This window comes from Bradyrhizobium sp. BR13661 (assembly GCF_029892425.1).
Classification (GTDB): domain Bacteria; phylum Pseudomonadota; class Alphaproteobacteria; order Rhizobiales; family Xanthobacteraceae; genus Bradyrhizobium.
The window spans coordinates 205,819-231,616 of the sequence record NZ_JARXWB010000010.1 but is presented as its reverse complement, the minus strand read 5'-3'; the positions used below and the strand labels follow the sequence as shown (position 1 = coordinate 231,616).

Genomic DNA, 25,798 nt, shown 5'->3' with positions numbered 1-25,798 from the left:
CCAATCCAGCCGTATCCGCCTCGCTTGCGCAACTATTTTTCGCTGTTGCGGGGCACCGGCTTCGAACCGACGATGTCGGTCAGGCGGATGCGGTCGAACTCGCTCCAGACATTGGCGAGCCAGTGCCGGACATAGCCGCGCAGCACGAAGGAGTAGTTTGCGGCCTCGTCGTGGATGCCCTTGTTGGCGACGAATTTCAGGAACGGGACCGAGGAGACCTCGACCTGCTCATAGGCCATTTCGTTGAGCTTCGGGATGGTCAGCTCGGTCGCATCCTTGATGCGGTGGAAATACGAATTGTAGGTCGCCTGGTCCCATTGGAAGAACTGGGTGTCGTTGATGAAGTTCTTCACCAGGAAATATTTTGCACCGGACATGAAGTTCGCGGTCTCGGCGATCTCGTCCAGCGAGGCGATCGAGGGTCCGAGGATGTGGAATACCGCAAAGGTAATCTGGCCGGCCTTGGCGGCGTCGAGGAAGCCGATGTCGCGCAGCGAGGCCAGAGCCGGCGAGAGCAGACCGGCGCGGACGTCGATCACGGTCACCGACGGGCTTGTCGCATTGAGCGTATCGAAGATCTTCATTTGATCGGCCGTTGTCGTCATGTCGACGATTTCGGTGATGTCAGGGTGGAAGCGCTTCAACGTTCCCCGCGGCGATTCCGTATCGAACGCGCGCGTCGGCACGTTGTTGGCGGAGAAATAATCGAGCAACGTGCGCGACACCGTGGTCTTGCCGACCCCGCCCTTGTCCGCGCCCACCACAACCACTGCCGGCTTTGCCATTGCTGTCCCCTCACGCGCGCCCCCGATCGCGAGGTCGCAATCGACCGGGCCCCAAATCGATGTCTCAAGGATAGTCCCGAGTCTGCTGTTGGGCGCGAACATGGCAGAAACAAGGGAGAATTCAATTCCGCAGGCTTCGGTTGGGGCAATTCCCGAGGTTTTTTCCCGGACGCCGTGAAACCAGCCCAAAGCGCAGCGGATGGCACGCTCAGTGACGGCCCCAAGGACCTATGGGATTGCCCAGCGGCCCCAGCGGATTGCCCGGTGCAGTTCCGGCAGGGCTCGGCGAGGGTAAGGGCGGCGGGCCGGGCGGGTTGCCTGCATCGTTCCACGGGCCATGCGGGACCGGAGGAGGGGCATTCTGCGGATCGGCCTGTGCTTCGGGCGCGTCCGTCTCGGACTGGTCCGTTTCTTCAGCCGGAGGCGGCAGCGGACCGGGATCGTGGCCGCCGGCAAACTTGACCAGCGCGTCGACGCGAGACTGCACGGAAGGATGGGTCGCGAACAAATCGGAAAAGCCTTCGCGCGGATTGTCCAGGCACAGCTCCATCACCGCGGAGGTTGCGCCCGGCAACTCGCCGCGGCCCTCGATCTTGCGCAACGCCGAGATCATGGCATCAGGATCTTTCGTCAACTCGACCGAGCCGGCATCGGCCAGATACTCGCGTGAGCGCGACAGCGCGAGCTTGACCACCTGCGAGACCAGCCAGGCCACCACGATGAGCACGACCGCGATGATGATGACGATGATGGCGCCCCCGCCGGAGTTCTTGCTGTCGCTCGACGACGAGGACGACCGCGACGACGAGGAAGACCCCGACGACCACGATCCACCGCCAGAGCTCCAGCTCAAATTGGTGAACAGGCGGAAGAATAACTCGCCGAAGAAGCCGACCACGCCGGCGATGATCACGGCGACCACCATCAGTTGCACGTCGCCGTTCTTGATGTGGGTAAGCTCGTGACCCAGCACCGCCTCGATCTCCTGGTCGTTCAGCGCCTTCAGGAGGCCTGTGGTGACGGTGACGGAATATTGCCGCGGGTTGAGGCCGGTCGCGAAGGCGTTCAGGGCCGGAGAGTCCATGATCTTGAGCTTCGGCATGGTGATGCCGCGCGAGATGCAGAGATTCTCAAGCAAGTTGTAGAGCCGCGGCTCCTCCTGTCGCGTGACGTCATGGCCGCCTGTCACTGCGTCGATCATCGACTGGTGGAAGAAATAGGCGATGATGATCCAGGCGACAGCCGCGATCGTCGCAAAGGGGAAGGCGACGATGAGATCGTGGAAGCCGCGGTTCAGATAATAGGCGACGGTCTCATTGCCGTTGCTGACGACTTCGGCGACCAGCGCGCCGGCAAAGACCAGCACATAGACCAGCGCGAACAGGCCGGCGAGCAGCAGCATCGAACGAAACTTGTTCGAGGCGATGTGCGTGTAGAGACCATACGCGGCCATGACGCGTTGCCCTGCCGGCCTGTCAGCTCAGATCAGAATTTCACCTGAGGGGCTGCCTCGACCTCGGTGCGGCTGGCGCCGAGATCGAAGAAGTCCTTCTTGGTGAAGCCGAACATGCCGGCGAATAGGGCGGCAGGCATCTGCTGGATGCCGGTGTTGTATTCCTGGACCGCGTTGTTGAAGAAACGGCGGCTCGCCGCAATCTTGTTTTCGAGGTCGGAGAGCTCGGATGCGAGCTGCTGGAAATTGGCGTTGGCCTTGAGGTCGGGATAGGCCTCCGACAGTGCGATCAGCCGGCCGAGCGCGCCGGAGAGCTGGTTCTCCGCGGCGGACACTTGCGCCGGCCCCTGCGCCGACATCGCCGAATTGCGCGCCTTGATGACGTCGTCGAGCGTGCCGCGCTCGTGCGAGGCATAGCCCTTCACCGTCTCGACCAGGTTCGGGATCAGGTCGTGACGTTGCTTGAGCTGTACGTCGACGTCGGCAAAGGCCTGGCCGACGCGTTGGCCGAGCGCCACCAGCCGGTTGTAGGCGGTGAAGGCCAAGAACACGAGGACAACGATGACGCCGAGAACGATCCAGCCGGTCGACATGGAGGACTCCTGAAAGGGAATTGGAGCGGACAGCCTAAACTAAAATGGAGCCGGGGAAGAGCCCCGCGCGGAGGAAGGTAAGACTTGGTCGGATAACGAACCAACCGAGTTCAAGGGAAAAGCGGGAAGCGAGGTTAACTTTCGGACAGGACGGCATCGCCCCAGCGCCAGCGCCGGGCGCTTGCATAAGCGGCCTTGTCTCGTCGCGGGACCCTGGCGAGTTCGACGCCGTCCTTGGTGCAGAGCTTTGCCGTGATCTCGGCCTTGCCGACATCCGGAGGCGCCAGCACGCGTGCGGCGCGGGTCGCCGGCGGCATGCGGGTCAGGGCGACGTAGATGAAGCGCTCGTCTTCGAACGGCACCTCGGCGCCCTTGATCTGGCGGTGCGCCTGGGAGCGTGGCAGGCGCTGGTTGAAATGGCACCAGTCGGGCGCGGCGAGCGGGCAGGGCCTTTCATGCGGGCAGGGCGCGGCGACGAAAGCGCCCAATCCGATCAGCTGCTGGCGCAGCGCGAGGATGCGGGCATAGCCGGCGGGCGTGCCTGGCTCGATCACGACCAGCGCGTGGCGTGCTTTCGCCCACATGGTCTCCGCGAGCTTGCGCTGTTCGCTCTCCGCGAGCTCGCCGATGATGTAGCTTGCGACGACGAGATCGGCTTGCGAGACTTCGGCGAGGTTGGTGGCGGCATCGCCGGGCAGGTAGCGGCAATCGGCTAAACGCGTGCTGTCGCGTGCAAGCTCGAGCGCGAGCCGGCTCAGCGTGGCATTGGCATCGAGCAGGGTGAAATCCTGCAGCGAGGAGAAGGCCTCGGCTGCGGCCCAACTGGCTGTGCCCGGGCCCGCGCCGACGTCGAGCAACGTTTCCGGAGCGAAGTCCGGCGCGATCTCGGCAAGCGCGCTCAGGCTTGCGACGACGGCGGCATAGGTCGCCGGCATGCGCGCCAGCGCATAGGCGAGCGCGTCGGCTTCGGACTTGATCGTGCCAGAGCCGCCGCCGGCGCGATAGGTTGTCGAGATCTTCTGCGAACGCTGCGCGGCGTCAGTGCGTGAAAAGCCCTGCAGCCTGGCGTCGAGGGCGGCTTTCAGTTCGGCGGGGAGAGTGGGTGAGATCATCAACAACCTCGCGTCATTCCGGGGCGCGCAAGGTGCGAACCCGGAATCTAGAGATTGTAGCTCGAGATTCCGGGTTCGATGCTGCGCATCGCCCCGGAATGACGGTCAATCTTCTTAAGCCACGTTCTGGTCGAGAATGTCCACCGCCTCTGACAGGCTTACCGAGACGAGCTGGGAGACGCCGCGCTCGGCCATGGTGACGCCGAACAGGCGGTTCATCCGCGCCATCGTGATCGGATTGTGCGTGATGATGATGAAGCGGGTGTCGGTCGAGCTGGTCATCTCGTGCAAGAGGTTGCAGTACCGTTCGACGTTATGGTCGTCGAGCGGCGCGTCGACTTCGTCGAGCACGCAGATCGGCGAGGGGTTGGTCAAGAACACCGCGAAGATCAGCGCCATCGCGGTCAGCGCCTGCTCGCCGCCCGAGAGCAGCGACAGCGTCTGCGGCTTCTTGCCCGGGGGTTTTGCGATGATTTCGAGGCCGGCCTCCAGCGGATCATCGCTCTCGATCAGATGCAGCGCGGCTTCGCCGCCGCCGAACAGCTCGACGAACAGACGCTTGAAGTGGTTGTTGACGACCTCGAATGAGGTCAGCAGTCGCTCGCGCGCTTCCTTGTTGAGGCTCTGGATACCCTGGCGCAGCCGCTTGATGGCCTCAACGAGGTCGTCGCGTTCGGTGACCAGGCCCGTGTGCTGGGTTTCGACCTCGCGCAGCTCTTCCTCGGCGCGCAAATTGACGGCGCCCAGGCGCTCGCGGTCGCGGCGCATCTTTTCGAGATCTTCCTCGATGTCGTGCAGCGGCGGCAGCTCCGCGCCCGGCTCGATCTCCGCAAGGCCGGCAACGGCCTGCGGCTCGACCTCAAGCATGTCGCGGATCTCGCGCTCGATGTCCTCGAGCCGGCGCCGCGCACCTTCCATGCGCTCCTCGGCGCGGGCGGTGGCTTCGCGCGAGCTGGAGAGCGCCTCCAACGTCAGCTTGGCGACGCGGTCGGTCTCGGCCATCGCGGTTTCGGCGGTGGCGAGCGCGTCGGCGGCCATGCGGCGGTCGTTCTCTGCGTATTCGATCTCGGTGATCAGCGCGCTGCGCTTCTCGGCGAACACGGCAGGCGCATTCTCGAGTTCGCTGCGCTCGATCGTGAGCTCGGCAATTCGGGCTTGAATCGTGTCGATGTGGGAGGCCGCGCTTTCCTTGCGGTTCTGCCACTCGGTGCGCTCGGCGAGGATCGCCTGGACGCGGCGGTCGGCAAGCTCGGCCTCGCGCGCCAGTGCCTGCGCCTCGGCGCGGACCTGGGCGGCGATGCGGCGATGGTTTTCGATATCGCTGCGGACGGCGGCGAGACGGGTCTCGGTGTCCTCGCTCGACGGCAATTCGCTGATGCCGGCCTCGGCATATTCGTAGGCGGCCTCGGCCTCGGCGCGGTCGGCGGCGAGACGGCTGTGCGCTTCCGACAGCGTCGCCTTGCGCGCGGCATGGCGGCTGATCTCGCGCTCGGCGGCAGCATGGCGCTCACGCGCGACATTCAGCTCGCGTTGCGCGGCACGCATGGCTTCGCGGCTGGCGCCTTCGGTGCTCGCGGCCATCTGCAGCTCGGACTCGGCATTCTCCAGCGCCTGGCGCTTGATCTGCGCGTCGATGCGGGCCTGCTCCAGCTCGTTCTCGATGTCGACCAGGCGGGCGCGCTCGGCGAGACGCCGCGCAGCGCCGGTGGGCGCGTGAGCGGCGGCGACAAAGCCGTCCCAGCGCCAGACATCGCCCTCGGGCGAGACCAGCCGCTGGCCGGTCTTCAGCTGCGAGACCAGCTCGGCACCGCGCTCGCGCGGCACCACGCCGATCTGCGCCAGGCGGCGCGTCAGCTCGGCCGGCGCCTGCACATGGTTGGCGAGCGGCGTGACCCCTTCGGGAAGTTCCGGATCGCCTTCGGTGTGTCCGACATTGGTCCAGCGCATCGGCGCCGAGGGATCGATCGGCGCGTCGAGATCGTCGCCGAGCGCAGCGCCGATGGCCTTTTCAAAGCCCTTGTCGACGGTGATGCCGTCGATGATCGGCGGCCACAGATTCTTGGTCTCGCCGTTGACGATCTTGGAGATCGTGCGCGCCTCGGTGTCGAGCCGCTGCACGCGCTTGTCGGCTTCGACCAGCGGCGAGCGCGAGGATTCCAGCGTCTGGCGCGCGGCAACATGCGCGGCTTCGCTCGCCTGTGCTGCGGCTTCCGACGCAGCCAGCGTCTGCTCGGCGGTCTCGACCGCTGCGGTCAGCTCGTCGAGATCACCGAAGCCGCCGGTTTCGGCGGCAAGCTTCTGTTCTTCGGCCGTGACATTCGCGATCTCCTGGTCGAGGCGCGCGAGCTTGTCGCGGTGGGTGCGGACGTTGGCTTCGAGCTGGTTGCGCTTGGCGGTGAGGTCCGCGAGCGCGGTGGTGAGCTCGGCGAATTGCTGCTCGGTCTCGGTCAGCACCGCCTCGGCCTCGGCGACGCGCTCGTCGACGCCGGAGCGCTTCTCGACGCGCGACTTGATCTCTTCCTTCAGCTCGGCGTCCTCGGTGTCGAGCCGCTGCAGCGCGACGTCGGCATCCATGGTTTGTTGCTGAGCACGGGAAATGTCGCCTTCGAACTGGGCGAGGCGGCGCTCGAGCTCGGCGACGCGCTCCTTGGCGCGTTCTTCCTCGCGGTCGAGCAGCTCGCGGGCATTGGTCAGGCGCTGAAGGCCCGCGGCAGCGCGCGCCTCCGCATCGCGCAGCGCCGGCATTTCTGCGGCGCGGATCGCCTGGATGCGGGCGGCTTCGGCCTGGTGCTGGGTGCGCTCGGCCATCTCGCGCACGGCGAGATCGTGGGTCTGGCCGGATTCGTTGACGTCGGCATGGGCGCCGATCCAGCGCAGGTGAAACAGCGTGGCTTCCGCCTTGCGGACCTTGGCCGCGACTTCGCGATAGCGCACGGCCTGGCGGGCCTGCTTCTTCAGGCCTTCCATTTGCCCTGCGAGCTGGCCGATCACGTCCTCGACGCGGGTGAGGTTGGTTTCGGCGGCCTTCAGCCGCAGCTCGGCCTCGTGGCGGCGGGCGTGCAGACCGGCAACGCCCGCGGCGTCTTCCAGCACGCGGCGGCGCTGTTCCGGCTTGGCCTGAATGATCTCGCCGATCTTGCCTTGGTGGACGAGAGCCGGCGAACGCGCGCCGGTGGCGGCGTCCGCGAACAGGATCTGCACGTCGCGGGCGCGCACGTCGCGGCCGTTGATACGGTAGACCGAGCCGGCTTCGCGCTCGATGCGGCGGGAGATTTCCAGCAGTTGGCTGTCGTTCATCGCCGCCGGCGCGGTGCGATCGGCGTTGTCGATCGTCATCGTCACTTCGGCGTGGTTGCGCGCGGGACGGTTGCCGGAGCCGGCGAAGATCACCGCGTCCATGTCGGCGGCGCGCAGGCTCTTGTAGGAGGTTTCACCCATCGCCCAGCGCAGCGCTTCGACGAGATTCGACTTGCCGCAGCCGTTGGGTCCGACCACGCCGGTCAGGCCGGGCTCGATGACGAAGTCCGTGGGCTCAACGAAGGACTTGAATCCGTGTAGGCGCAGGCGGGTGATTTTCATAAGCACGCATCTCTGTTGGCAGGCGCGAATCCCCCTGCCGGGACAATACCATGGAAGGCAATGTCACTCTCTGGGGCGAGTCGCGCGGGGCGCCTCATGCGGCGGACAATGGCCGCGGTGCGCCGCGAGGGCAACCAGCGAAAGCCGTTTTTCCCAAGGGATTTATGCCGGGAAAGATACGGCTTTCGAGATGCGAATCAGAGTCTTGACGAGCGAATCAGCTCTTCAGCAGCGGATTGATCTTCTTGGCGAACTCCTCGAACGAAGTCTCGCCCTTGATCTTCTCGCCGTTGATGAAGAAGGTCGGCGTCGAATCCACCTTCAACACCTCGCTCGCATATTTCTGGTCGGCGGCGATCTTGTCGAGCAGCGCCTGGTCCTTCAGGCAGGCCTCGACCTGCTGCTGGGTGAGGCCAGCCTGCTTGCCGATCCGCGTCAGGGTCTCGGTGGTGTTCTTCACCACCCAGTCGTTCTGCTGGCGGAAAAGCATGTCGGTGACGGCGAAGTACTTCGGCGCATCGCCATTGGCGATACAGCGCGACAGCATCGAGCCGGCGGCGGCCTTGATGTCGAGCGGGAACTCGCGGAAGACGTAGCGGATCTTGCCGGTGTCGATGTATTCCGACTTGATCTTGGGGAACACCTGCTCGTTGAAGGCCGCGCAGTGTGGGCAGGTCATCGAGGCGAACTCGGTGATGGTCACAGTGGCGTCCTTGGGGCCGAGCGCCATGTCGGGCAGCGACACCGGCTTGGCGACATCGCCGGCGGCCTGCGCCTTTGCTTCAGGGATCATGGCCTCGGAGATGAACCGCAGCGGCGAGAGCCCGGCGATCGCGGCAAGCCCGGTCAGCGACAGCATTGTGGTGAAGGCGCGGCGGGTAATGATCAAGGTCGGCTCCCGATTTGGCGTGGTCTCGACCCGGGCTTTACCTGAAGGTTCCCGGGCGGCCTGTCGCTAGCTTGAAACGTCGTTTGAGGCAATGGCGGGCGGCAAGGACGGATCCAGATTAGCGCCGGATTGAGGCTCAATTTCGCTTGATGGCGGCCCCGAGCCGCGCCAGCGCCGTCTTCAAATCTTCATCTTCGATATCGCCCAGGCTCTCGGCCACCTTGGCGACGGCCTTGGGGTCCAGCGGGGCGGGCCGCACCGGACGGCGGGGGCGTGACAGGGGGGCCTGGCGGAAGGCCAGCTTGCCGACCGCGCTCCAGCCGAAGAAGCGGTTGACCCGCTCCAGGATCACGTCGGCCGAATGCTGGATCTCCAGCGCCATCGGCCCCTCGACCCGCAGCACCAGCGTTGCCGGCTCCTGCGGCTGGCCCTCGACCGGCCGGGGCCACTGCATCTTCAGCGGCTCGGCATGGGCGGCAATCTCAGGCCCCGCAATCTGCGCCCACCGCGTCACCAGTTCGCGCGCGGCAAAGCCCTGCTTGGCATAGGCCTCGGCAAAGACGTCGTTGAGCAGGATCCCGAGCGGCTTGGCGCTGATGGGGCCGGGTTTGGGAGGAAATTTGGCCATGGGGCCTTATAGCATTCCGCCGCACAGGTCGCAGGCTGTTCTCCGTCATGGCCGGGCACAGCCGTCCGAAGGACGGCGTCGCTTCCGCTCGCCTATGTCCCGGCCATCCACGTTCTTCCGCGAAGAAAGACGTGGATGCCCGCGTCAAGCGCGGGCATGACGTGGAGGGGTCCGCACGTTGTCGCTACACTAAGAGTATGAGCTCCAAATCCGCCCTGAAGACGAAATCGGAACCCAGACAACCGGAGACCGCGTCGCGCCCCGCATTGCTGCTCGCCTGGTACGACCGCCATCGCCGCCGGCTGCCCTGGCGCGCAGAGCCCGGGCAGACATCGGATCCCTATCGCGTCTGGCTGTCGGAGATCATGCTCCAGCAGACCACGGTGAAGGCGGTCGGGCCCTATTTCGAAAAATTCGTCGCACGCTGGTCTGATGTCATGGCGCTCGGGAATGCGTCTCTTGATGACGTGCTGCGGATGTGGGCCGGGCTCGGCTATTATTCGCGCGCGCGCAATCTCCATGCCTGCGCGGTCGCGGTGACGCGCGAGCATGGCGGCGTCTTCCCCGATACGGAGGAGGGGCTGCGCGCGTTGCCTGGCATCGGGCCCTACACGGCGGCCGCGATTGCTGCGATCGCCTTCGATCGCCACACCATGCCCGTCGACGGCAATATCGAGCGCGTGGTGTCGCGCCTGTATACGGTCGAGGAGGAGCTGCCGCAGGCCAAGCCGCTGATCCAGCGACTGGCAGCGACCCTGCTGGCCAATTCCCGCGCGGGCGACAGTGCGCAAGCCCTGATGGATCTGGGCGCCTCGATCTGCACGCCGAAGAAGCCGACCTGCTCGCTGTGTCCGCTGAACGAGGATTGCACGGCGCGCGCACAAGGCACGCAGGAGACATTTCCGCGCAAGGCGCCGAAGAAGAGCGGGACGCTGCGGCGCGGCGCCGCCTTCGTCGTCACCCGCGGCGACGAACTGCTGGTCCGCTCGAGGCCCGAGAAGGGCCTGCTCGGCGGCATGACCGAAGTGCCGGGCTCGGATTGGCGCGCCGGACAGGAAGACGCGACGGCAAAGCGGCAGGCACCCGAACTGAAGGGGCTGTCGCGCTGGCAGCGCAAGGTCGGCGTGGTCACCCATGTCTTCACGCATTTTCCGCTGGAGCTCGTGGTCTACACCGCGAAGGCCGCAGCCCGCACGCGCGCACCCGAAGGCATGCGCTGGGTGCCGATCGCGACGCTCTCTGATGAGGCGCTGCCTAACGTCATGCGCAAGGTGATTGAGCACGCGCTGGGCCTTTGATCGGTCGATCCTCCTGACAGCACGCCGGCAGCAGTGCTACGTTATCGAGGCGCGATATGGAGGCTGCGCATGGTCAAAACAGCGCTCGACAATTTTCGTCAGCCGCCTTGCGCCGAGCTGCTCGGATGGCGCTTGCTCGACGCGCGGCCGGCGGAGGGCTGGATCAGGCTTGGCTTCGAGGGCAAGCCTGAGTTCTGCAATCCCGCGGGATTCATCCAGGGCGGCATGCTCTCCGCGATGCTCGACGATACCATGGGCCCGGCCGTGCTGATGATGAGCGAGGGGCGGCTCTACACCGCAACGATCAGCATGACCGTGAACTTTCTAAGTCCCGCAAAGCCAGGCCAGATCATCGGTGAGGCGAAGGTCACGCAACTCGGCAAGACGATTGCGTTTGTCGAGGCGAAGCTGATGGCGGAGGACGGCACGCTGCTGGCGACGGCAAGCGCGAGTGAGCGCTTGCTGGAGGCGGCGAGGGTGGTGAAGTGAGGTGAACGCTTTCCGCTTCGCGTACGATGTTAGTGCTCGTGCACCCAAGCTTCCGCCTCGTCATGGCCGGGCTTGTCCCGGCCATCCACGCCTTTGCCAAGTGGCACGAAGAACGTGGATGCCCGGGACAAGCCCGGGCATGACGAACTTCGGCAATCCGCGTTAAGCGCGAATGAGACTCATACCCCCACGCGCGCGTCCTTGCTCACGATCGGCGGCTTGGCGTTCAACGCCTCCACCTGGAATCCCGCCACGCGTTTGTAGTTCGCGGCGATATCTTCCAGCTCCTTCTGCGACAGCACGTCTGTCACGAACTTGTAACCGTCAGGTGCGCGCTCCTCGACGAGCTGCATCACCTGCTCCGGGCCGTTCTTGCGGTTGAGCAGCACGAGGTCGGTGGTCGCGGGGCGTCGCTCGGCCTCGTAGGCGAGCAGGGCGGCCTGCGTCGGGCCATGCGCCAGGATCTCGCGGGTGATGGTGCGGGCATCGAGGATCGCCTGCGAGGCGCCGTTCGAGCCGATCGGGTACATCGGATGTGCGGCATCGCCCATCAGCGTCACCTTGCCGAAGGTCCATTGCGAGACCGGATCGCGGTCGACCAGCGGATATTCATAGGCGTGCGGGCAGTTTCTGATCAGGCCGGGCACGTCGAGCCAGTCGAACTGCCAGCTCTCGAACCAGGGCAGAAACTCTTCCAGCCGCGCGGTGCGGTTATAGTCCTCGCGCCGCCACTGATAGGTCGGCGGCATGTGGCGCTCGGCGACCCAGTTGATCATATGATTGCCTGCTGCGTCCGGCTCCTTCGAGATGGGATAGCAGACGAATTTCAGGATCTCGTGGCCGGCCATGATCATGGTGCGGCCGGTGAGGAAAGCCTTGGCCGGTGTCACGCCGCGCCAGAGGATGCGGCCGTTCCAGATCGGCGGCCCCTCGTTCGGATAGAGCTTTTCTCGCGCGGCGGAATGGATGCCGTCGGCGGCGATCATGATCGAGCCGTCGTAGGTCCCCGCGGCCTTGCCGGTTGCCTTGTCGATGAAGTCGGCGCGCACGCCGTTTGCCGTCTCGGTCCAGCCGGTCAGGTGATGGCTGGTGAGGATGTTGTCGCGCCCGAGCCGCTCGACTGCGGTGTCGAGCAGCAGCTGTTGCAGCGTGCCGCGATGAATCGAGAACTGCGGCCATTTGTAGCCGGCTTCCAGCCCGCGCGGCTCGCTCCAGATCGGCTTGCCATGCTTGGAGAAATAAGCGAGCTCGCGGGTGCGCACGCCACTGGCGTCCAGCCTGTCCAACAGTCCGAGCTCGATCAGCTCGCGCACCGCATGCGGCAGCACGTTGATGCCGACGCCGAGCGGCTTCAGTTCCGCGACGCTCTCGAACACTTTTACGGGAACGCCGATGCCGTGCAGGCTGAGCGCAAGCGTCAGCCCGCCGATGCCGCCGCCGGCGATGAGTACGGTCATGAAATCCCCTCCGATTTCGGGCGTCTTGGCACAGGCGGGCGGTGGTGGGCAACTGCGAAGAGGATGTCTTCCTATGGACCTCCGGGCCGACAGCCGTTAATTTCCAGTTTTCCCATGAGGTCCGACATGCTCAAGCTCTACTACGCCACCGGCACCTGCGCGCTCGCCACCTACATGACGCTTGAGGAGGCGGGCGCCGACTACACGGCCGAACGGCTGAGCTTCAAGGACAACCAGCAGAACAGCCCCGAGTACCTCGCGATCAATCCGAAGGGCCGCGTCCCGGCGCTGGTGACCGATCGCGGCGTCCTCACCGAGACGCCGGCGATGCTGGCCTATATCGCGCAGACCTTCCCGAAGGCGAAACTGGCGCCGGTCGACGATCCCTTCGACTTCGCCCAGGTGCAGTCGTTCAACTCCTATCTTTGCTCGACCGTGCACATCAACCACGCCCACAAGCTGCGCGGCGCGCGCTGGGCGACGCAGGAGAGCTCGTTCGCCGACATGAAGGCGATGGTGCCGAAGACCATGAGCGCCTGCTTCAAGCTGATCGAGCAGACGATGTTCAAAGGGCCGTGGGTGATGGGCGATCAGTTCACGGTCTGCGATCCCTATCTCCACACGCTCTCGCACTGGCTCGAAGGCGACAGCGTCGACATCAACGCGACGCCGAAGATCGCCGACCATTTCAAGCGCATGTCGGACCGCCCGGCCGTGCGCAAGGTGATGGACGCGCAGAAGGCGTAGAGATCTGGCCACACTCTCCGCTGTCGTCCCGGCGAACGCCGGGACCCATACCGCGGAATCTCTCGATTGCGTTTGGTCGGAGTACCGAACGACGGGTCTTCGCCAAACTTCTCCCTGAGGTTATGGGTCCCGGCGTTCGCCGGGACGACACTATTTGTTGTGAAGCGGCGTCCTACCCAGCGCGCCGTTTCTCCAACTCCCGTCCCGTCTCCAGCATCAGCCGCCGCAGCCAGATCGAGCCGGGATCCATCTGCGCGCGCGTCGGATAGAACATGAACTGCTCGTCGATCCCCGGATCGAGCGGCGGCGTCACCGTGACGAGCCCGAACTGCTTCGACAGCGCCGCGATCAGCCGCCGCGGCACGAAGGCGACGAGGTCGGTGCGGGCGGCGATGTGCAGGGCTTCCAGATAGCCTGGCACCACCAGCGAAATATGCCGCTCGATGCCTTTGCTGCGCAGCCATGTGTCGATCAGGTCTTCGGGCTGGCCGCGGATGATCACGCCGACATGACGCGCGGCGAGAAAGGCCTCGCGCCGCTTCAGCTTCGCACCCATCGGATGTCCGCGCCGCACTGCGAGCGCATCGCTGTCGGTGTAGAGCGATTGGCGGTGAAAGCCCTTGAAGGCGTTGCCGATCGAGATCACGAGGTCGATGGTGCGGGCGAACTCGGCATGAAAGATCGCCGGGCCCCGCCACGGCACCACGTCGATGCGGACGTTCGGCGCAAGGCGTGTGACCTTCTCCATCAGCGGCGGCACCAGCAGCTCGACGGCGAGATCAGGCATCATCAGGCGGAATTGCCGCTCGCTGCGCGCGGCGTCGAACTCGTCAGGCACGAACAGGGAGCGCACCTGGTCGAGCGCCTGCGCCAGCGGCGCGCGCAAGGCTTGCGCCCGCGGCGTCAGCTCCATCCGCGCCCCGGTGCGCACCAGCAGCGGGTCGCCAAAGATGTTGCGCAGCCGTTGCAGGGCGTGGCTCGTTGCCGGCTGCGACAGGCCGATGCGAAGCGCGGCGCGGCTGACATTGGCCTCGCGTAGCAGCGCGTCGAGCGCGGTCAATAGATTGAGGTCGAGCGAATTCAAATTCATGGAATGAATAGATATCATATCTACTATCGATTTGAAGAATGCACATCGAGCGGCGATGGTCTCCGTGTTGCCACTACAGGAGATGCCACCATGAGCGCGAGCGCCAACAAGAAACTGATGCAGGATATTTTCGCCGCCGCTGCCAATCCCGATCCGGGGGCGCGCGATCGTGCCCTGTTCACCGCAAGCCTTGCCGACGATGCGAGATGGATCGTCACCGGGCAGTATTCCTGGTCGCGCACCTTCACAGGCAAGGACGCGATCCTCAATGATCTCCACGGCTATGTGCGCACCCGGCTTCGTGACCGGACGCGCACGGTCGCCGAGCGCTTCATCGCCGATGGCGACATCGTCGTGGTCGAGGCCAAGGGCGACAACGTCACGCCCGAAGGCGTCCGCTATGACAACGATTATTGCCTGGTGTTTCGGTTTGAGGACGGCAAAATCAAGGAGATCCGGGAATATTGCGACTCGGTCCTGACCGAGAAGGCGCTGGGGACGTTTCCGCAGGCGACCGCCTGACGATCGCCCATACCGGCAGCCATGCAGCGGTCTGCATGCCGCTGCCGGTATTGCCCTGAAACCTTGCGCAACTGCCGATAATATCAGCAGCTTTGGGGTGCGCAGATACGCGCACGCGCGAAGAATTTGAAGGTTCAATTAACGAGTGTCCCCCATTGTGTCGCGGCGCAGCGTGGGTCGCAACGGCGACGCGCGGCTGCCAGGGTGGCCGCAATCGCTTTGCCGGACGGATCGGCCGCTCGAAGTCACATGCATCTGGGTGAATGGGAATGCCGCGCTTTCGTTTGCGGATCAGGGGACGCCTGTACGCAGGCTTCATGGCCTTGGTCGTGGTTGGTCTTGTGATGGCGGTGGTCGCCATCTGGAATTTGAGGTCCGTGCAGGACCAGGTCGCAAAAGCCTCGGCTTTCTCTGACAGCACCGCGCGGGTGCTGGAGATTTCGACCCATCTCCAGGCGATCCAGCGCGCCAATCTGCGCTACATCTACGACGCCAATGAATCCGCGATGCGGGAGGCCTCGGAGCGCGAGGCGGCCGCGACCGAATTGTTGCAGGTCGGCGCCAAGGGCACGCTGTCTGAAGAGCGGCGCAAGCTCTACAACGACCTGATCGCCGACATCGCGAAAATGAAGACCTTGCGCGACAATCTCGGCGATGCCGTCAACGAGGCGCGCACCGGCAAGGCGACGCTACTGCCGAGTGGCGACGAGCTGACCGTCAAGATGACCAAGCTCTCCGACGCGGCGCGCGCCACCGTCGATGAAGACACCGCGTCCCTCGTTGCGGATCTCGAATCCCGCCTGCTGCTCGTTCAGATTGCAAACTGGCGTTTTCTGGCTTTGCGCGACACCAAGGGGCCCGCGAACTTCAGGATCAATGCAGACAGGGCCGCGCAGCGGCTGACGGCGCTCGAAAAGAGCCCGCAGGCAGCGGAATTGCGCAATGCGCTGGCGCCGGTGAAGACCTCGCTCGGAATCTACAAATCCGCATTCGAGACCACGTCGGCGGCGATGCTCCAGGCCGACGAGATCTACCACAAGAGCCTCGCGCCGCTGATCGTCGAGAGCATCGGCAAGCTCAAGGTCGCCGAGACGGCCCTGAAGAAGGACTACAAGGACTCGCGCAGCCAGGCCGAAGCCGTGATCGACGGCACGACCTCCGTGCAGGAGATCGCAGGCGGTGTCGCCACCTTGTTTGGATTGCTCGTCGCCTTCCTGATCGCCCGCAGCATCGTCGGGCCGCTGACCGCGATGACGCGCGCCATGGGCCAGTTAGCCGGCGGCGATCTCGCGGTCGAAATCCCCTCGCGCGGCAAGAAAGACGAGATCGGCGACATGGCCAAGGCGATCGAGGTGTTCAAGACCAGCATGATCGACACCGAGCGCATGCGCCATGAGCAGACCGAGATCGAGGCGCGGCGCGCCGAGGATCGCAAGACCGACATGGTCCGGCTCGCCGACCAGTTCGAACAGGCGGTCGGCGAGATCGTCGACACCGTGTCCTCGGCGTCGGGCGAGCTCGAGGCCTCCGCCGGCACGCTCACCGCGACGGCCACTCGCGCCCAGGATCTGTCGAGCGAGGTCGCCTCGGCCTCGCAGGAAGCCTCCGCCAATGTCCAGGCCGTCGCCTCCGCGACCGAACAGCTGTCGTCGTCGGTCTCCGAGATCGCGCGTCAGGTCCAGGAATCCGCCCGCATCGCCAGCGAAGCCGTCGGGCAGGCGACCAGGACCAACGCCCGCGTCGGCGAGCTCTCGAAGGCCGCCGCCCGCATTGGCGACGTGGTCGAGCTGATCAGCACCATCGCCGGACAGACCAATCTGCTGGCGCTCAACGCCACCATCGAGGCCGCGCGCGCGGGCGAGGCGGGGCGCGGCTTTGCCGTCGTCGCCACCGAGGTCAAGGCGCTCGCCGAGCAGACCGCGAAAGCGACCGGCGAAATCGCCCAGCAGGTCTCGGGCATCCAGGCTGCGACGGAGGAGTCTGTCGGCTCCATCCGCGAGATCAGCGGCACCATCGAGCGGCTGTCGGAAATCTCCTCGGCGGTTGCCGCTGCCGTGGAAGAGCAGGGCGCGGCGACGCAGGAAATCTCCCGCAACGTCCAGCAGGCCGCCCACGGCACCCGGCGCGTCTCGACCAATATCGGCGACGTCCAGCGCGGTGCGTCCGAGACCGGCTCGGCCTCCTCGCAGGTGCTGTCGGCGGCGCGCTCGCTGTCTTCGGACAGCAGCCGCTTGAAGCACGAGGTCAGCAAATTCCTGGAGTCGGTTCACGCCGCCTGAAACCAAAAGGCCACGCGCATGCGCGTGGCCTTTGATCGTGACGGGGCGTGATCAGGCGACTTTCGTCGTCATGTGCTTGAACATGTTGGCGCGCGCCTCATCGTCCATCTCGGCCTTGAAGGTGAACTTGTCCTTCAGCGCGATCGCGCGGGCGGCTGCCGGCCGGCCTGAGATTTCGTCGATCAGCCGCTTCACGTTCGGGTAGCGCGCAAACGCGTCGTCGCCGAGCTTGAACGGCACCATCCGCGCCCAGCCCCACAACGCCATGTCGACGATCGAATAGTCATCGCCGACCATATAGCGGCGGCCGGCGAGATGTGCGTCGAGAATCCTGTAGTGGCGATCGGTCTCGTACTGGTAGCGGTTATGGGCGTAGTCGTGGTTCTGGTCTTTCGGCGCAAAATGCTTGAAGTGCACGGCCTGGCCCGAATATGGCCCGACGCCGGATGCCACGAACATCAGCCAGGACAGCAGCTCGGCGCGGTTCGCGGGCAGGAATTTTCCGGTCTTCTCGGCGAGATAGAGCAGAATGGCGTTCGAGTCGAACACGATGGTGCCAGCGTCGTCGATCGCCGGCACCTTGGCGTTCGGATTGATCTTCAGATAGTCCGGCGCGAACTGATCGCCCTTGCGGGTGTCGATCTTCACGGGCTCGTAAGGCAGGCCAGCCTCCTCGAGGAACAGCGCGACCTTGGTCGGGTTCGGCGATCCGTTGAAATAGAATTTGAGCATCGTTTGTCTCCCCAGTGCCCGAGAGCGCGCAGCATGATTGCCGCAAGCCGCCTTCTCTTGCCAAAACCTTGCCGGGGAGTGCAACCGACGAGTTTGCCGGGCGGTATCAGCGTGACGCGCAGATCAACCGGCGTAACAAAAGCCGATTGCCGCCGTAAGGACCATCGCCGCGCCTATGGCCTCCAGCCGCAGCCCCAGCCGCGCGGCCATGCGCATGTTCGAAGCCTGCGTGGCGCGCTCCGACCCCCGCGCGTAGCCGTGAACGATGACGTCGTGGTTGAAAGCGTCATGCGCCTCGTTGCTGCTGGCAAGCCCGACGCAGATCACGAGCACGCCGAACAAAGCGAGCCCGAAAAAGCCGAGCAGGGCGATCAGAAACATTGGGAACATGCCGATCAGGAAGATCGGCAGCAGCGGCAACATCAGCAATATTTCGGACTGTTTTCGCATGGCGCACTGGCCGGCCGGGGCGGTTTGATGGCTCGACCGTAGTCCCGACGGCGCCAGCGTCCAATCAACACTCTGTCATTCCGGGGCGCGCCTCTTGGCGCGAGCATATGACGGCGACAGCGGGAAATTACTCCGCCGCCATCCCCGCGCGGATCTCGGCGCGGAGCTCGTCGATCAGCTTGAGACCCTTCTTGGTCTCGACATGCCAGAACGTCCAGCCGTTGCAAGCCTGCGCGCCTTGCGCCACCGCACCCATGCGGTGGATCGAGCCGACCTTGTCGCCGAACATGATGGCGCCGTCGGCACGGACCAGCGCCCCCAACTTCTTCTTGGCGTCGAACAGTTTCGTGCCGGGCAGGATCATGCCGCGCTCGATCAGCTCGGAGAACGCGACCCGCGGTGCCTCGCGCGCGGTCATGAACGGCGCGAGGCTCGCTTCCGGCAGCGGCTCGACCGCGGCGATGCGTGCTTCGGCCGCCCTCGCGTAGGTCTTGTCGCGCTCGAAGCCGATATAGGAGCGGCCGAGACGCTTGGCGACGGCGCCGGTGGTGCCGGTGCCGTTGAAGGGATCGATCACGAGATCGCCGGGCTTGGACGACGACAGCAGCACGCGCGCGAGCAGGCCTTCCGGCTTCTGCGTGGGATGCACCTTCTTGCCGTCGGCGCCCTTGAGGCGCTCTTCGCCGGTACAGAGCGGGATCAGCCAGTCGGAGCGTGCCTGCACGTCCTCGTTGGCCGCCTTCAGCGCTTCATAGTTGAACGTATAGCCCTTGGCCTTCTCGTCGCGCGCGGCCCAGATCATGGTCTCGTGCGCGTTGGTGAAGCGACGGCCGCGGAAATTCGGCATCGGGTTGGTCTTGCGCCAGACAATGTCGTTCAGGAGCCAGAAGCCGAGGTCCTGCATGATCGCGCCGACGCGGAAGATGTTGTGATAGGAGCCGATCACCCAGATCGTCGCCGACGGCTTCATCGCGCGGCGCGCGGCCAGCAGCCAGGCGCGGGTGAAATCGTCATAGGCGGAGAATGAATCGAACTTGTCCCAGTCGTCGTTGACGGCGTCAACATGGGACTCGTCGGGGCGCTTGAGATCGCCCTTGAGCTGAAGATTATAGGGCGGGTCGGCGAACACGAGATCGACCGAACCAGCTGTGAGCTTCGACATCTCGGCGACGCAATCACCGAGAATGATGCTGTGCGAAGCGGACTCAAAGTTTGTGCGGGGCGCCTTTGCAGACGCCCCGCGACGCGACACTACCATGACTCAAGAACTCTGACTCAGGCGACGCTGTCGGCGACGCGGGACCAAACAACCGACTGGCCGTTACAATGAAGCGGCAAAGTAAAAATGGGCTTAACCCGCTGCTTTTGTGAGCAGACTGCGCTTCGTGTTACGCGAGCGAATGATGGTGCGCATCTGCCGTGTTTTGCAGTGTATTTCGCATTGACCGCCTTGCGGCGGCCTTGCCGCGGTCAAAACTCTCTCGGAAAAAAATGCAGTGCCCTCGGAAAAAATTGCTGATGCGACGGTGCTGTCGCACTAGGCAATTTTTGCCGGCCACGATATTGATAAAGGCAACGGAAATTTTACGTATGTGGCGCGTTGAGCTCATGCGTGTCTGCGCCGCCTGATTGACGCCATCAAGGACTTGAGGAAACCCGCCATGCGCTACGATGATTTCCGCCGCAGCGACGACGTCGAGGATCGTCGCGACGACAGTGGCGGCGGGTTCGGCGGCGGTGGCGGCGGGTTCGGCCTGCCGATGGGCGGTGGCGGCCTCGGCATCGGCACCATCATCGTGCTTGGCCTGGTCGGCTATGCCTTCGGCATCGATCCGCGCATCCTGATCGGCGGCGCCGAGATCCTCACCGGTGGCGGCAGCCAGGCGCCGAGCTACCAGAGCGACCGTCCGTCGTCTCAGGCCAAGCGGGGCGCGCCGACCGACGAGATGGGCAGCATGATATCAGGCATCCTCGGCGAGATCGACGATCGCTGGAGCGAGATCTTCCAGGCTTCGGGCCAGTCCTACACCGGCCCGAAGGTCGTACTGTTCCGCAATGCCACCAATGGCGGCCGTTGCGGCCGCGCTGAGTCGGCGATGGGACCATTCTACTGCCCGCCGGACCGCACCATCTTCCTCGACACCGCGTTCTTCCGCGAGGTCGAGACGCGCTTTCGCGGCTGCTCCGGCAAGTCGGCGTGCAACTTCACCTCGGCCTATATCATCGCGCATGAGGCGGGCCATCACATCCAGAACCTGCTCGGCATCATTCCGAAGGTGACGCGATTGCAGCAGCAGGCCGGCAGCAAGGCTGAGTCGAACGCGCTCCAGGTGAAGGTCGAGCTCCAGGCCGATTGTCTGTCCGGCATCTGGGTCAACCGCGAAGCGAAGAAGCGTCCGAACTTCCTCGAAGCCGGCGACATCGACACGGCGCTGACCACGGCGAGCGCGATCGGCGACGACACGCTGCAGCGCCAGGCGACAGGGCGCGTCGTGCCCGACTCCTTCACCCACGGCTCGGCCGCGCAGCGCAAGCAGTGGTTCATGACCGGCTATCAGCAGGGCTCGCTGCAAGCGTGTAATACGTTCGGCGGTAATGGACCCTAGTTGGTGGTCTCGTGCCCCGGACGCGGCGCAGCACCATAAGCGCGTTTACGCGCGTCTTCGACACGCTATGGTGATGCGCTGCAGAGCGTCCGGGACAGGAGAGGGAAGAGCAATGGCCTCCATCGACGAATCCAAGCAATTCATCCCGCTCAACATCGCGGTGCTCACGGTCTCCGACACGCGCGCGCTTGCGGATGACAAATCCGGCCAGACCCTCGCCGATCGTCTCACGGCGGCGGGCCATCATCTCGCCGCGCGCGAGATCGTCACGGATGATGTCGAGGCGATCCGCGCCGTCATCCGCCGCTGGATTGCTGACGCCGGCATCGACGTCGTCATCACCACCGGCGGCACCGGCTTCACCGGGCGCGATGTCACGCCGGAAGCGATCGAGCCGCTGTTCGAGAAGCGCATGGATGGTTTCTCGATTGCGTTCCACATGCTGAGCCACGCCAAGATCGGCACGTCGACGATCCAGAGCCGCGCCACCGCGGGCGTCGCTGGCGCGACCTACATCTTCTGCCTGCCGGGCTCGCCCGGCGCCTGCCGCGACGGCTGGGACGGCATCCTCGCGGCCCAGCTCGACTACCGCACGCGCCCCTGCAATTTCGTCGAGATCATGCCGCGGCTGGACGAGCATCTGCGCCGGCCGAAAGCGCAGGGTGCGACGGTGTAGCGTCGCGGCCCTCTCCCGCAAGGGGCGAGGGCGCATTCATGCGCAGCTCGCGCGCCGCGCAATGATCAGAGATCCCGCTCCCACGTCTCGCCCACCAGATCCTGCCCGAAGCTGTGGTGCGGCTTCGTCGCGACCAGCTCGAAGCCGGCGGCCTTGTAGATGCCGCGTGCGGCAACCAGAATGCTCTGCGTCCACAGCGTCATTCTCCGGTAGCCCCGCTCACGTGCGCCCTGCATGCATTGCTCGACCAGCGCGCGGCCGACGCCGAGCCCGCGTGCCTTCTTCTCGACCTGCAGCAGGCGGAGTTTTGCGATGTCGTCGGTGGCCTTCACCAGGAAGACCGAGCCGACCGGCTCGCCACCGACTTCCGCGATCCAGCAATGCTCGCGGGCGGCATCGTAGTTTTTGATGAACTGTGCGCAGATCTCGGCGACCAGCGCCTCGTAGCTGATGTCCCAGCCATAGTCCGCGGCATAGGCGGCGGCCTGCTTGGAGATGACCCAGCCCATGTCACCGACACGATGGCTGCGCAGCACGACGGACGCGGGCTGGCTCTGGCGTTGCTCCAGCACCGCCTCGATGGTCGCCATCGCCTGGATGAGCCGCGTTGCATCGCCGGCCGAAAGCCGGGCCAGCATTGCGGCGACCTCGTTTTGCGAGCCCAGGTTCAGCTTGGCGAAGGCCTGGCGGCCCTTGGCGGTGAGGCTGAGCTGGTATTGCCTGCGATCCGCGGGCAGGGGCGTGCGCGTGATCAGCCCCTTTTCGTCGAAGCTCTGAACGATGCGGCTGAGATAGCCGGGATCGAGCCCGAGCTCGTTGCCGATCTCTTTTGCCGCAAGCTCGTCGCGATGCGCGAGCTCATAGAGCACGCGCGCTTCGCTGAGCGAGAACGGGCTCTCTCCAAGGTGCTGGTCGAGCACGCCGAGCTTGCGGGTATAGAAGCGGTTGAAGGCGCGAACCGCGGCGATCTGGTCGTCGGTACCGTTGTCAGGCATGGGACACCTCGATACTTGCCATTGTCAAATAATTATTTGACTTTGGCAAGTATTAGGTCACCCCACCATCACGATCCGGCTGCGCAGCAGCGTTCGGGAGGAGCGGCCGAGCCGTCTGAGCAGGCGCGCCTCGGACCGGCGGGCCTGCGGCGGATAGCCGCCGATGCGGTCGTAATGGTCGCGCGCGATCAAAAGCCCCTGATCGCCAAGAGGGCCGACCAGCTTGCGCGCCAGGGACCACAGGACATCGCGGAAGCCGGTATCGACGTAGGGCGAGCGAGCGTAACGGAACACGGCGGCGCGATCCCGGCCGCTGGCCGCGACGGCCTGGATGAACTGGGAGGTCTCCTCGATCCAACCGGTGTCCAGCACTGCGCCGGCAGGCAGGAACATCAGCCACGGCGAACGGGCGTGGAGCGCACCGGCGGCCAGCGCGGTGCCTTGCGAATTTCCCTCGTAGCCGATGAAACGGCAGCCGGCGACGTCGGCAACGCGCTCGATGACGCCATTGCGGGTGCCGTCGACCAGCAGAACTTCCTTGATGAGGCCCGCAGCGGCGCCGGGTACCAGCGCGGCCAGCGTTGCGACGGCCGTCTGCTCGACGCCTTCGGTCGGAATGATGACGCTCAGCATGGAGGTTTCGATGTCCGCACTTCGGGAGAAGCGTAGCTCAATATGATATTGTCATAAACATGCTGTGGTGCCGAGTGCAACTTTCCGCCAGCATTTGGCCGTGCGATGGTAAACCGCGGCCAGTCCATCGCAGCCGAATGTGTCGCGCGCGGGGTGGTCATGTTGCCGAATGTTTCGGCGGATTCCGGCTTCGTGAGCGCCCACGGGGCCTCTTCTCCGCCGATGTCGTTGGGCAAGAACGGCAGTTTCCGCAAGGCTGCATCGGCAGTCTGACATAGACCTTGTGGCAGGAAAAACGTGCAACCGCCGCTGCGCTGAGCGAGATATCTCCGATGAACGCCGATCAACTTCCTGTGGGTGCGACGCCAACATCGCCGAAGCCGGACGCCGCGCCGACCTTGCGGATCCGCGCCGTGATGCTGGGCGAACGCATCAACGCGTCAGGGCTGGAGATCGGTCCTCCCGTCTCCTCGACGCCGGCGGCTTTTCGCGTCCATGCCGGCCTCGCCGTGATCTTCCGCTACGGCGTCGTGGTGCTGATCGGCCTGCTTCCTTCGGAAGAGAAGGTGCTGCTCGACAGCCTGAAGTCCCGCGTGACCGGCGAACTCAGCCCTCATGAAGAGGAGACAGCGCAAGCGCAGCTCTGCAAGGATGAAAACGCCGAGGCGATCCAGCCCGGCGGGCCGATCAACCTCTCGAAATTTTCCGACGAGCGGCTGCTGCTGATCGCGGACGCGCTCGCCAAGAGCACGTCACTGGCGCGCGACGAGCGGCGCGTTGCTGCCGTCTTCGATGTGATCGAACCCTTTGCGCGCGAACTCGCCGAGAAGGGGCGGACGTCGCGGCGGCGCAAGGGCATCCTGCAACTGATCGGCAATGCGCTGCTGGTGCAGCAGCGCGTCGCCGGCCGTGTTGCGGTTGCTGAAAAGCCCGACGCGCTCTGGGAGAAGCCGCAGCTCGACCGCCTCTATGCGCGCCTTGAAGACGAATACGAGCTGAAGGAGCGCCTCGATACGCTCGAGCGGAAGATCACGGTCATCGCCGAAACGGCCGATGCCCTCACCGACATCATCGACACCCAGCGCTCGCTCCGCCTCGAAATCGCGGTGGTGGTGCTGATCGTGATGGAAGTCGTGATCGGGTGCTTTCAGATTTTTGCCGGGATTCACTGAGGCGCTTCGGCGCCTGCCTAGCATTGAACGCCGACGTGCGACCGCCATGCCGCGATTTCGGCTAACTCGGCCTCCGGTCGCGTCTCCGACGTGCGGCAGCGTCCGAGATAAATCTGCCCGGCATCGCCCTCGATCGTGATCCAGTCGCCTTCGCGCAGCGCGGCCGCGCCGAGCTTGGCCCGCCTCGCGGCGGCATCGATCTTCAGCTCGCCGCAGCCGACCACGCACGGCTTGCCCATCTGCCGCGCCACCAGTGCCGCATGCGAGGTTCGCGCACCGACCGCCGTGACGATGCCAGCCGCCACCGCAAAGCCCGCGACGTCGGCAGTGCTGGTGTCGGGACGCAACAGGATGACCGGTTCGCCGGCCGCTGCAAGGCGCTCGGCGCCCTCTGAATCGAACGCTGAACGGCCGATGCCGATGCCGCCGGAGGCGCCGATGCCGCAAGCCGCCGGCGTCCCGGCTGAAACCAGCGAGATCTCGACGAGTGCGGCGAGGTCGATGCCGGCGATGCGCGCCAGCGCTTCGTCCTTCGCGATCAATCCTTCACGTACGAGGTCGATGGCGATCCTGACCGCGGCGCGCGGGGTCCGCTTGGCCGAGCGGGTCTGCAGCATCCACAGCTTGCCATCCTCGACCGTGAACTCGACATCCTGCACGTCGCCAAATTCCCGCTCGAGCCGTCTCAACACGTCGCCCAGCTCGTCCCGGATCGTCGGCAGCGCGCGGGCGATCGCGTCGTCCGTATCGGGCGTACGACGGCCGGACACGACGTCCTCACCCTGCGCGTCGAGCACGAGATCAATCATCGCTCGGGGCGCGCCGGTCGAAGGATCGCGCGAGAAGGCCACGCCGGCGCCCGATGCAAGACCGCCGTTGCCGAACACCATGGCCTGCACGGTGACGGCCGTGCCTTCGAGGTCGTCGAGCTGCTGGAGCTTCCGATAGGTCTGTGCCCGCTCGCTCGTCCAGGACTGATAGACGGCCCTCGCTGCCGCCTCGAGCTGGGCCAGCGCATCGTCGAGCCTGCCGTCGGCACGATCCTCGACCAGCGCTTGCTCCGCGGCAGCGAGCCGCTCCAGTGCTTCGCCATCGAGTTCACGGTCGTTGGCCACACCCTCGGTCTCGACCAGCTCGGAGATGCGCGCGGCGAACGGCGCCGGATCGAGCCCGAGCACGGTCTCGCCAAAACTCTCCAGGAAACGCCGTCGGCAATCCCACGCGAGCCGCGGCCGGCCGGTCGCACGGATCAGGCCGTGCACGGCATCCGGCGTGCAGCCAACGTCGAGAACGGTATCGAGCATGCCGGGCATCGATCGTGCCGCGCCTGACCGTACCGACACCAGAAGCGGCCGCCTGCGATCGCCCAAACGCTTGCCGGTCGCACTCTCCAGGAACGCGAGACCCTCCTTTAGGCCGTCGCACAGGTGCTGCGCGGCATGGGCACGGCCGGCGATGATGTCAGCGCAGAGTTTGACCGGCAGCACGAAGGCGGGCGGCACCGGCAGGCCGAGCGCTGCCATCCGGGCGAGGTTGGCGGCTTTGGCGCCGATTTCCTCGGCGGGCCGCAATTCGGTCGCTCCAGCGCCGATACGGACGATTTGCATGGTTGG

23 protein-coding genes are annotated in these 25,798 nt (G+C 65.2%); 8 read left to right on the top strand and 15 right to left on the bottom strand.

Annotation, left to right across the window (positions count from 1 at the left end; all coding sequences use genetic code 11):
- Positions 1–32: 32 nt before the first annotated feature.
- From M2427_RS18880 to M2427_RS18850, 7 genes are all read right to left on the bottom strand, one after another.
- Positions 33–785, bottom strand: a complete 753-nt coding sequence (locus tag M2427_RS18880) for a hypothetical protein (protein ID WP_280708024.1) — start codon at positions 783–785, stop codon at positions 33–35.
- A 208-nt stretch (positions 786–993) separates the two neighbouring features.
- Entirely contained in the window at positions 994–2,238 is a 1,245-nt protein-coding gene (locus tag M2427_RS18875; protein WP_280708023.1) for a M48 family metallopeptidase, read from the bottom strand.
- Between the two features lie 32 nt (positions 2,239–2,270).
- Positions 2,271–2,831 carry a LemA family protein gene (locus M2427_RS18870; RefSeq protein ID WP_280708022.1) on the bottom strand — a complete coding sequence of 187 codons (561 nt, stop codon included), beginning with the start codon at positions 2,829–2,831 and terminating at the stop codon, positions 2,271–2,273.
- Between the two features lie 134 nt (positions 2,832–2,965).
- On the bottom strand, positions 2,966–3,943 hold the full coding sequence (locus M2427_RS18865; protein WP_280708021.1) for a small ribosomal subunit Rsm22 family protein: 978 nt from the start codon (positions 3,941–3,943) through the stop codon (positions 2,966–2,968).
- 114 nt (positions 3,944–4,057) lie between these two features.
- Complete coding sequence (gene smc / locus M2427_RS18860; RefSeq protein WP_280708020.1) at positions 4,058–7,522, bottom strand: chromosome segregation protein SMC; 3,465 nt, start codon at positions 7,520–7,522, stop codon at positions 4,058–4,060.
- Between the two features lie 217 nt (positions 7,523–7,739).
- Positions 7,740–8,411 carry a DsbA family protein gene (locus M2427_RS18855; RefSeq protein WP_280708019.1) on the bottom strand — a complete coding sequence of 224 codons (672 nt, stop codon included), beginning with the start codon at positions 8,409–8,411 and terminating at the stop codon, positions 7,740–7,742.
- Positions 8,412–8,547: 136 nt separating this feature from the next.
- Positions 8,548–9,039, bottom strand: a complete 492-nt coding sequence (locus M2427_RS18850; protein WP_280708018.1) for a DciA family protein — start codon at positions 9,037–9,039, stop codon at positions 8,548–8,550.
- A 197-nt stretch (positions 9,040–9,236) separates the two neighbouring features.
- On the opposite strand from M2427_RS18850, the gene mutY reads away from it, so the two are divergent.
- On the top strand, positions 9,237–10,337 hold the full coding sequence (gene mutY, locus M2427_RS18845) for an A/G-specific adenine glycosylase (RefSeq protein WP_280708017.1): 1,101 nt from the start codon (positions 9,237–9,239) through the stop codon (positions 10,335–10,337).
- A 69-nt stretch (positions 10,338–10,406) separates the two neighbouring features.
- Positions 10,407–10,826 (top strand): PaaI family thioesterase, encoded by a 420-nt coding sequence (locus M2427_RS18840; RefSeq protein WP_280708016.1) that lies wholly within the window; start codon positions 10,407–10,409, stop codon positions 10,824–10,826.
- Between the two features lie 179 nt (positions 10,827–11,005).
- On the opposite strand, the gene M2427_RS18835 is transcribed toward M2427_RS18840, so the two are convergent.
- The gene (locus M2427_RS18835) at positions 11,006–12,283 is read right to left on the bottom strand and encodes a flavin-dependent oxidoreductase (protein WP_280708015.1); all 1,278 of its coding nucleotides are present in this window, start codon (positions 12,281–12,283) and stop codon (positions 11,006–11,008) included.
- A 126-nt stretch (positions 12,284–12,409) separates the two neighbouring features.
- Between M2427_RS18835 and M2427_RS18830 the strand changes: the two genes are divergently transcribed.
- Complete coding sequence (locus M2427_RS18830; RefSeq protein ID WP_280708014.1) at positions 12,410–13,030, top strand: glutathione S-transferase family protein; 621 nt, start codon at positions 12,410–12,412, stop codon at positions 13,028–13,030.
- 172 nt (positions 13,031–13,202) lie between these two features.
- On the opposite strand, the gene M2427_RS18825 is transcribed toward M2427_RS18830, so the two are convergent.
- Positions 13,203–14,120 carry a LysR family transcriptional regulator gene (locus M2427_RS18825; RefSeq protein WP_280708013.1) on the bottom strand — a complete coding sequence of 306 codons (918 nt, stop codon included), beginning with the start codon at positions 14,118–14,120 and terminating at the stop codon, positions 13,203–13,205.
- Positions 14,121–14,210: 90 nt separating this feature from the next.
- Between M2427_RS18825 and M2427_RS18820 the strand changes: the two genes are divergently transcribed.
- The gene (locus M2427_RS18820; protein WP_280708012.1) at positions 14,211–14,642 is read left to right on the top strand and encodes a nuclear transport factor 2 family protein; all 432 of its coding nucleotides are present in this window, start codon (positions 14,211–14,213) and stop codon (positions 14,640–14,642) included.
- Between the two features lie 269 nt (positions 14,643–14,911).
- Complete coding sequence (locus tag M2427_RS18815) at positions 14,912–16,921, top strand: HAMP domain-containing methyl-accepting chemotaxis protein (RefSeq protein WP_280708011.1); 2,010 nt, start codon at positions 14,912–14,914, stop codon at positions 16,919–16,921.
- A gap of 51 nt (positions 16,922–16,972) precedes the next feature.
- On the opposite strand, the gene M2427_RS18810 is transcribed toward M2427_RS18815, so the two are convergent.
- The 3 genes from M2427_RS18810 to M2427_RS18800 all read right to left on the bottom strand — a co-directional run bounded on the left by M2427_RS18810 (position 16,973) and on the right by M2427_RS18800 (position 19,361).
- Positions 16,973–17,653, bottom strand: a complete 681-nt coding sequence (locus M2427_RS18810; RefSeq protein ID WP_280708009.1) for a glutathione S-transferase N-terminal domain-containing protein — start codon at positions 17,651–17,653, stop codon at positions 16,973–16,975.
- A gap of 123 nt (positions 17,654–17,776) precedes the next feature.
- Positions 17,777–18,103 (bottom strand): hypothetical protein, encoded by a 327-nt coding sequence (locus tag M2427_RS18805; protein WP_280708008.1) that lies wholly within the window; start codon positions 18,101–18,103, stop codon positions 17,777–17,779.
- A 127-nt stretch (positions 18,104–18,230) separates the two neighbouring features.
- Positions 18,231–19,361 (bottom strand): site-specific DNA-methyltransferase, encoded by a 1,131-nt coding sequence (locus tag M2427_RS18800; RefSeq protein ID WP_280708007.1) that lies wholly within the window; start codon positions 19,359–19,361, stop codon positions 18,231–18,233.
- Between the two features lie 403 nt (positions 19,362–19,764).
- On the opposite strand from M2427_RS18800, the gene M2427_RS18795 reads away from it, so the two are divergent.
- Positions 19,765–20,709 (top strand): neutral zinc metallopeptidase, encoded by a 945-nt coding sequence (locus tag M2427_RS18795; protein ID WP_280708006.1) that lies wholly within the window; start codon positions 19,765–19,767, stop codon positions 20,707–20,709.
- A gap of 112 nt (positions 20,710–20,821) precedes the next feature.
- Positions 20,822–21,385: a molybdenum cofactor biosynthesis protein B gene (gene moaB, locus M2427_RS18790; RefSeq protein WP_280708005.1), complete on the top strand. Its 564-nt coding sequence runs from the start codon at positions 20,822–20,824 to the stop codon at positions 21,383–21,385.
- 65 nt (positions 21,386–21,450) lie between these two features.
- Here the strand turns inward: moaB and M2427_RS18785 are convergent, their stop codons facing one another.
- Complete coding sequence (locus tag M2427_RS18785; RefSeq protein ID WP_280708004.1) at positions 21,451–22,380, bottom strand: helix-turn-helix domain-containing GNAT family N-acetyltransferase; 930 nt, start codon at positions 22,378–22,380, stop codon at positions 21,451–21,453.
- A 57-nt stretch (positions 22,381–22,437) separates the two neighbouring features.
- Entirely contained in the window at positions 22,438–23,013 is a 576-nt protein-coding gene (locus M2427_RS18780) for a glycosyl transferase (protein ID WP_280708003.1), read from the bottom strand.
- 332 nt (positions 23,014–23,345) lie between these two features.
- Here M2427_RS18780 and M2427_RS18775 point away from each other — a divergent pair, with 332 nt between their 5' ends.
- Positions 23,346–24,185 carry an RMD1 family protein gene (locus M2427_RS18775; RefSeq protein WP_280708002.1) on the top strand — a complete coding sequence of 280 codons (840 nt, stop codon included), beginning with the start codon at positions 23,346–23,348 and terminating at the stop codon, positions 24,183–24,185.
- Between the two features lie 17 nt (positions 24,186–24,202).
- Here the strand turns inward: M2427_RS18775 and M2427_RS18770 are convergent, their stop codons facing one another.
- Positions 24,203–25,792 (bottom strand): PEP/pyruvate-binding domain-containing protein, encoded by a 1,590-nt coding sequence (locus tag M2427_RS18770; protein ID WP_280708001.1) that lies wholly within the window; start codon positions 25,790–25,792, stop codon positions 24,203–24,205.
- Positions 25,793–25,798: the final 6 nt, after the last annotated feature.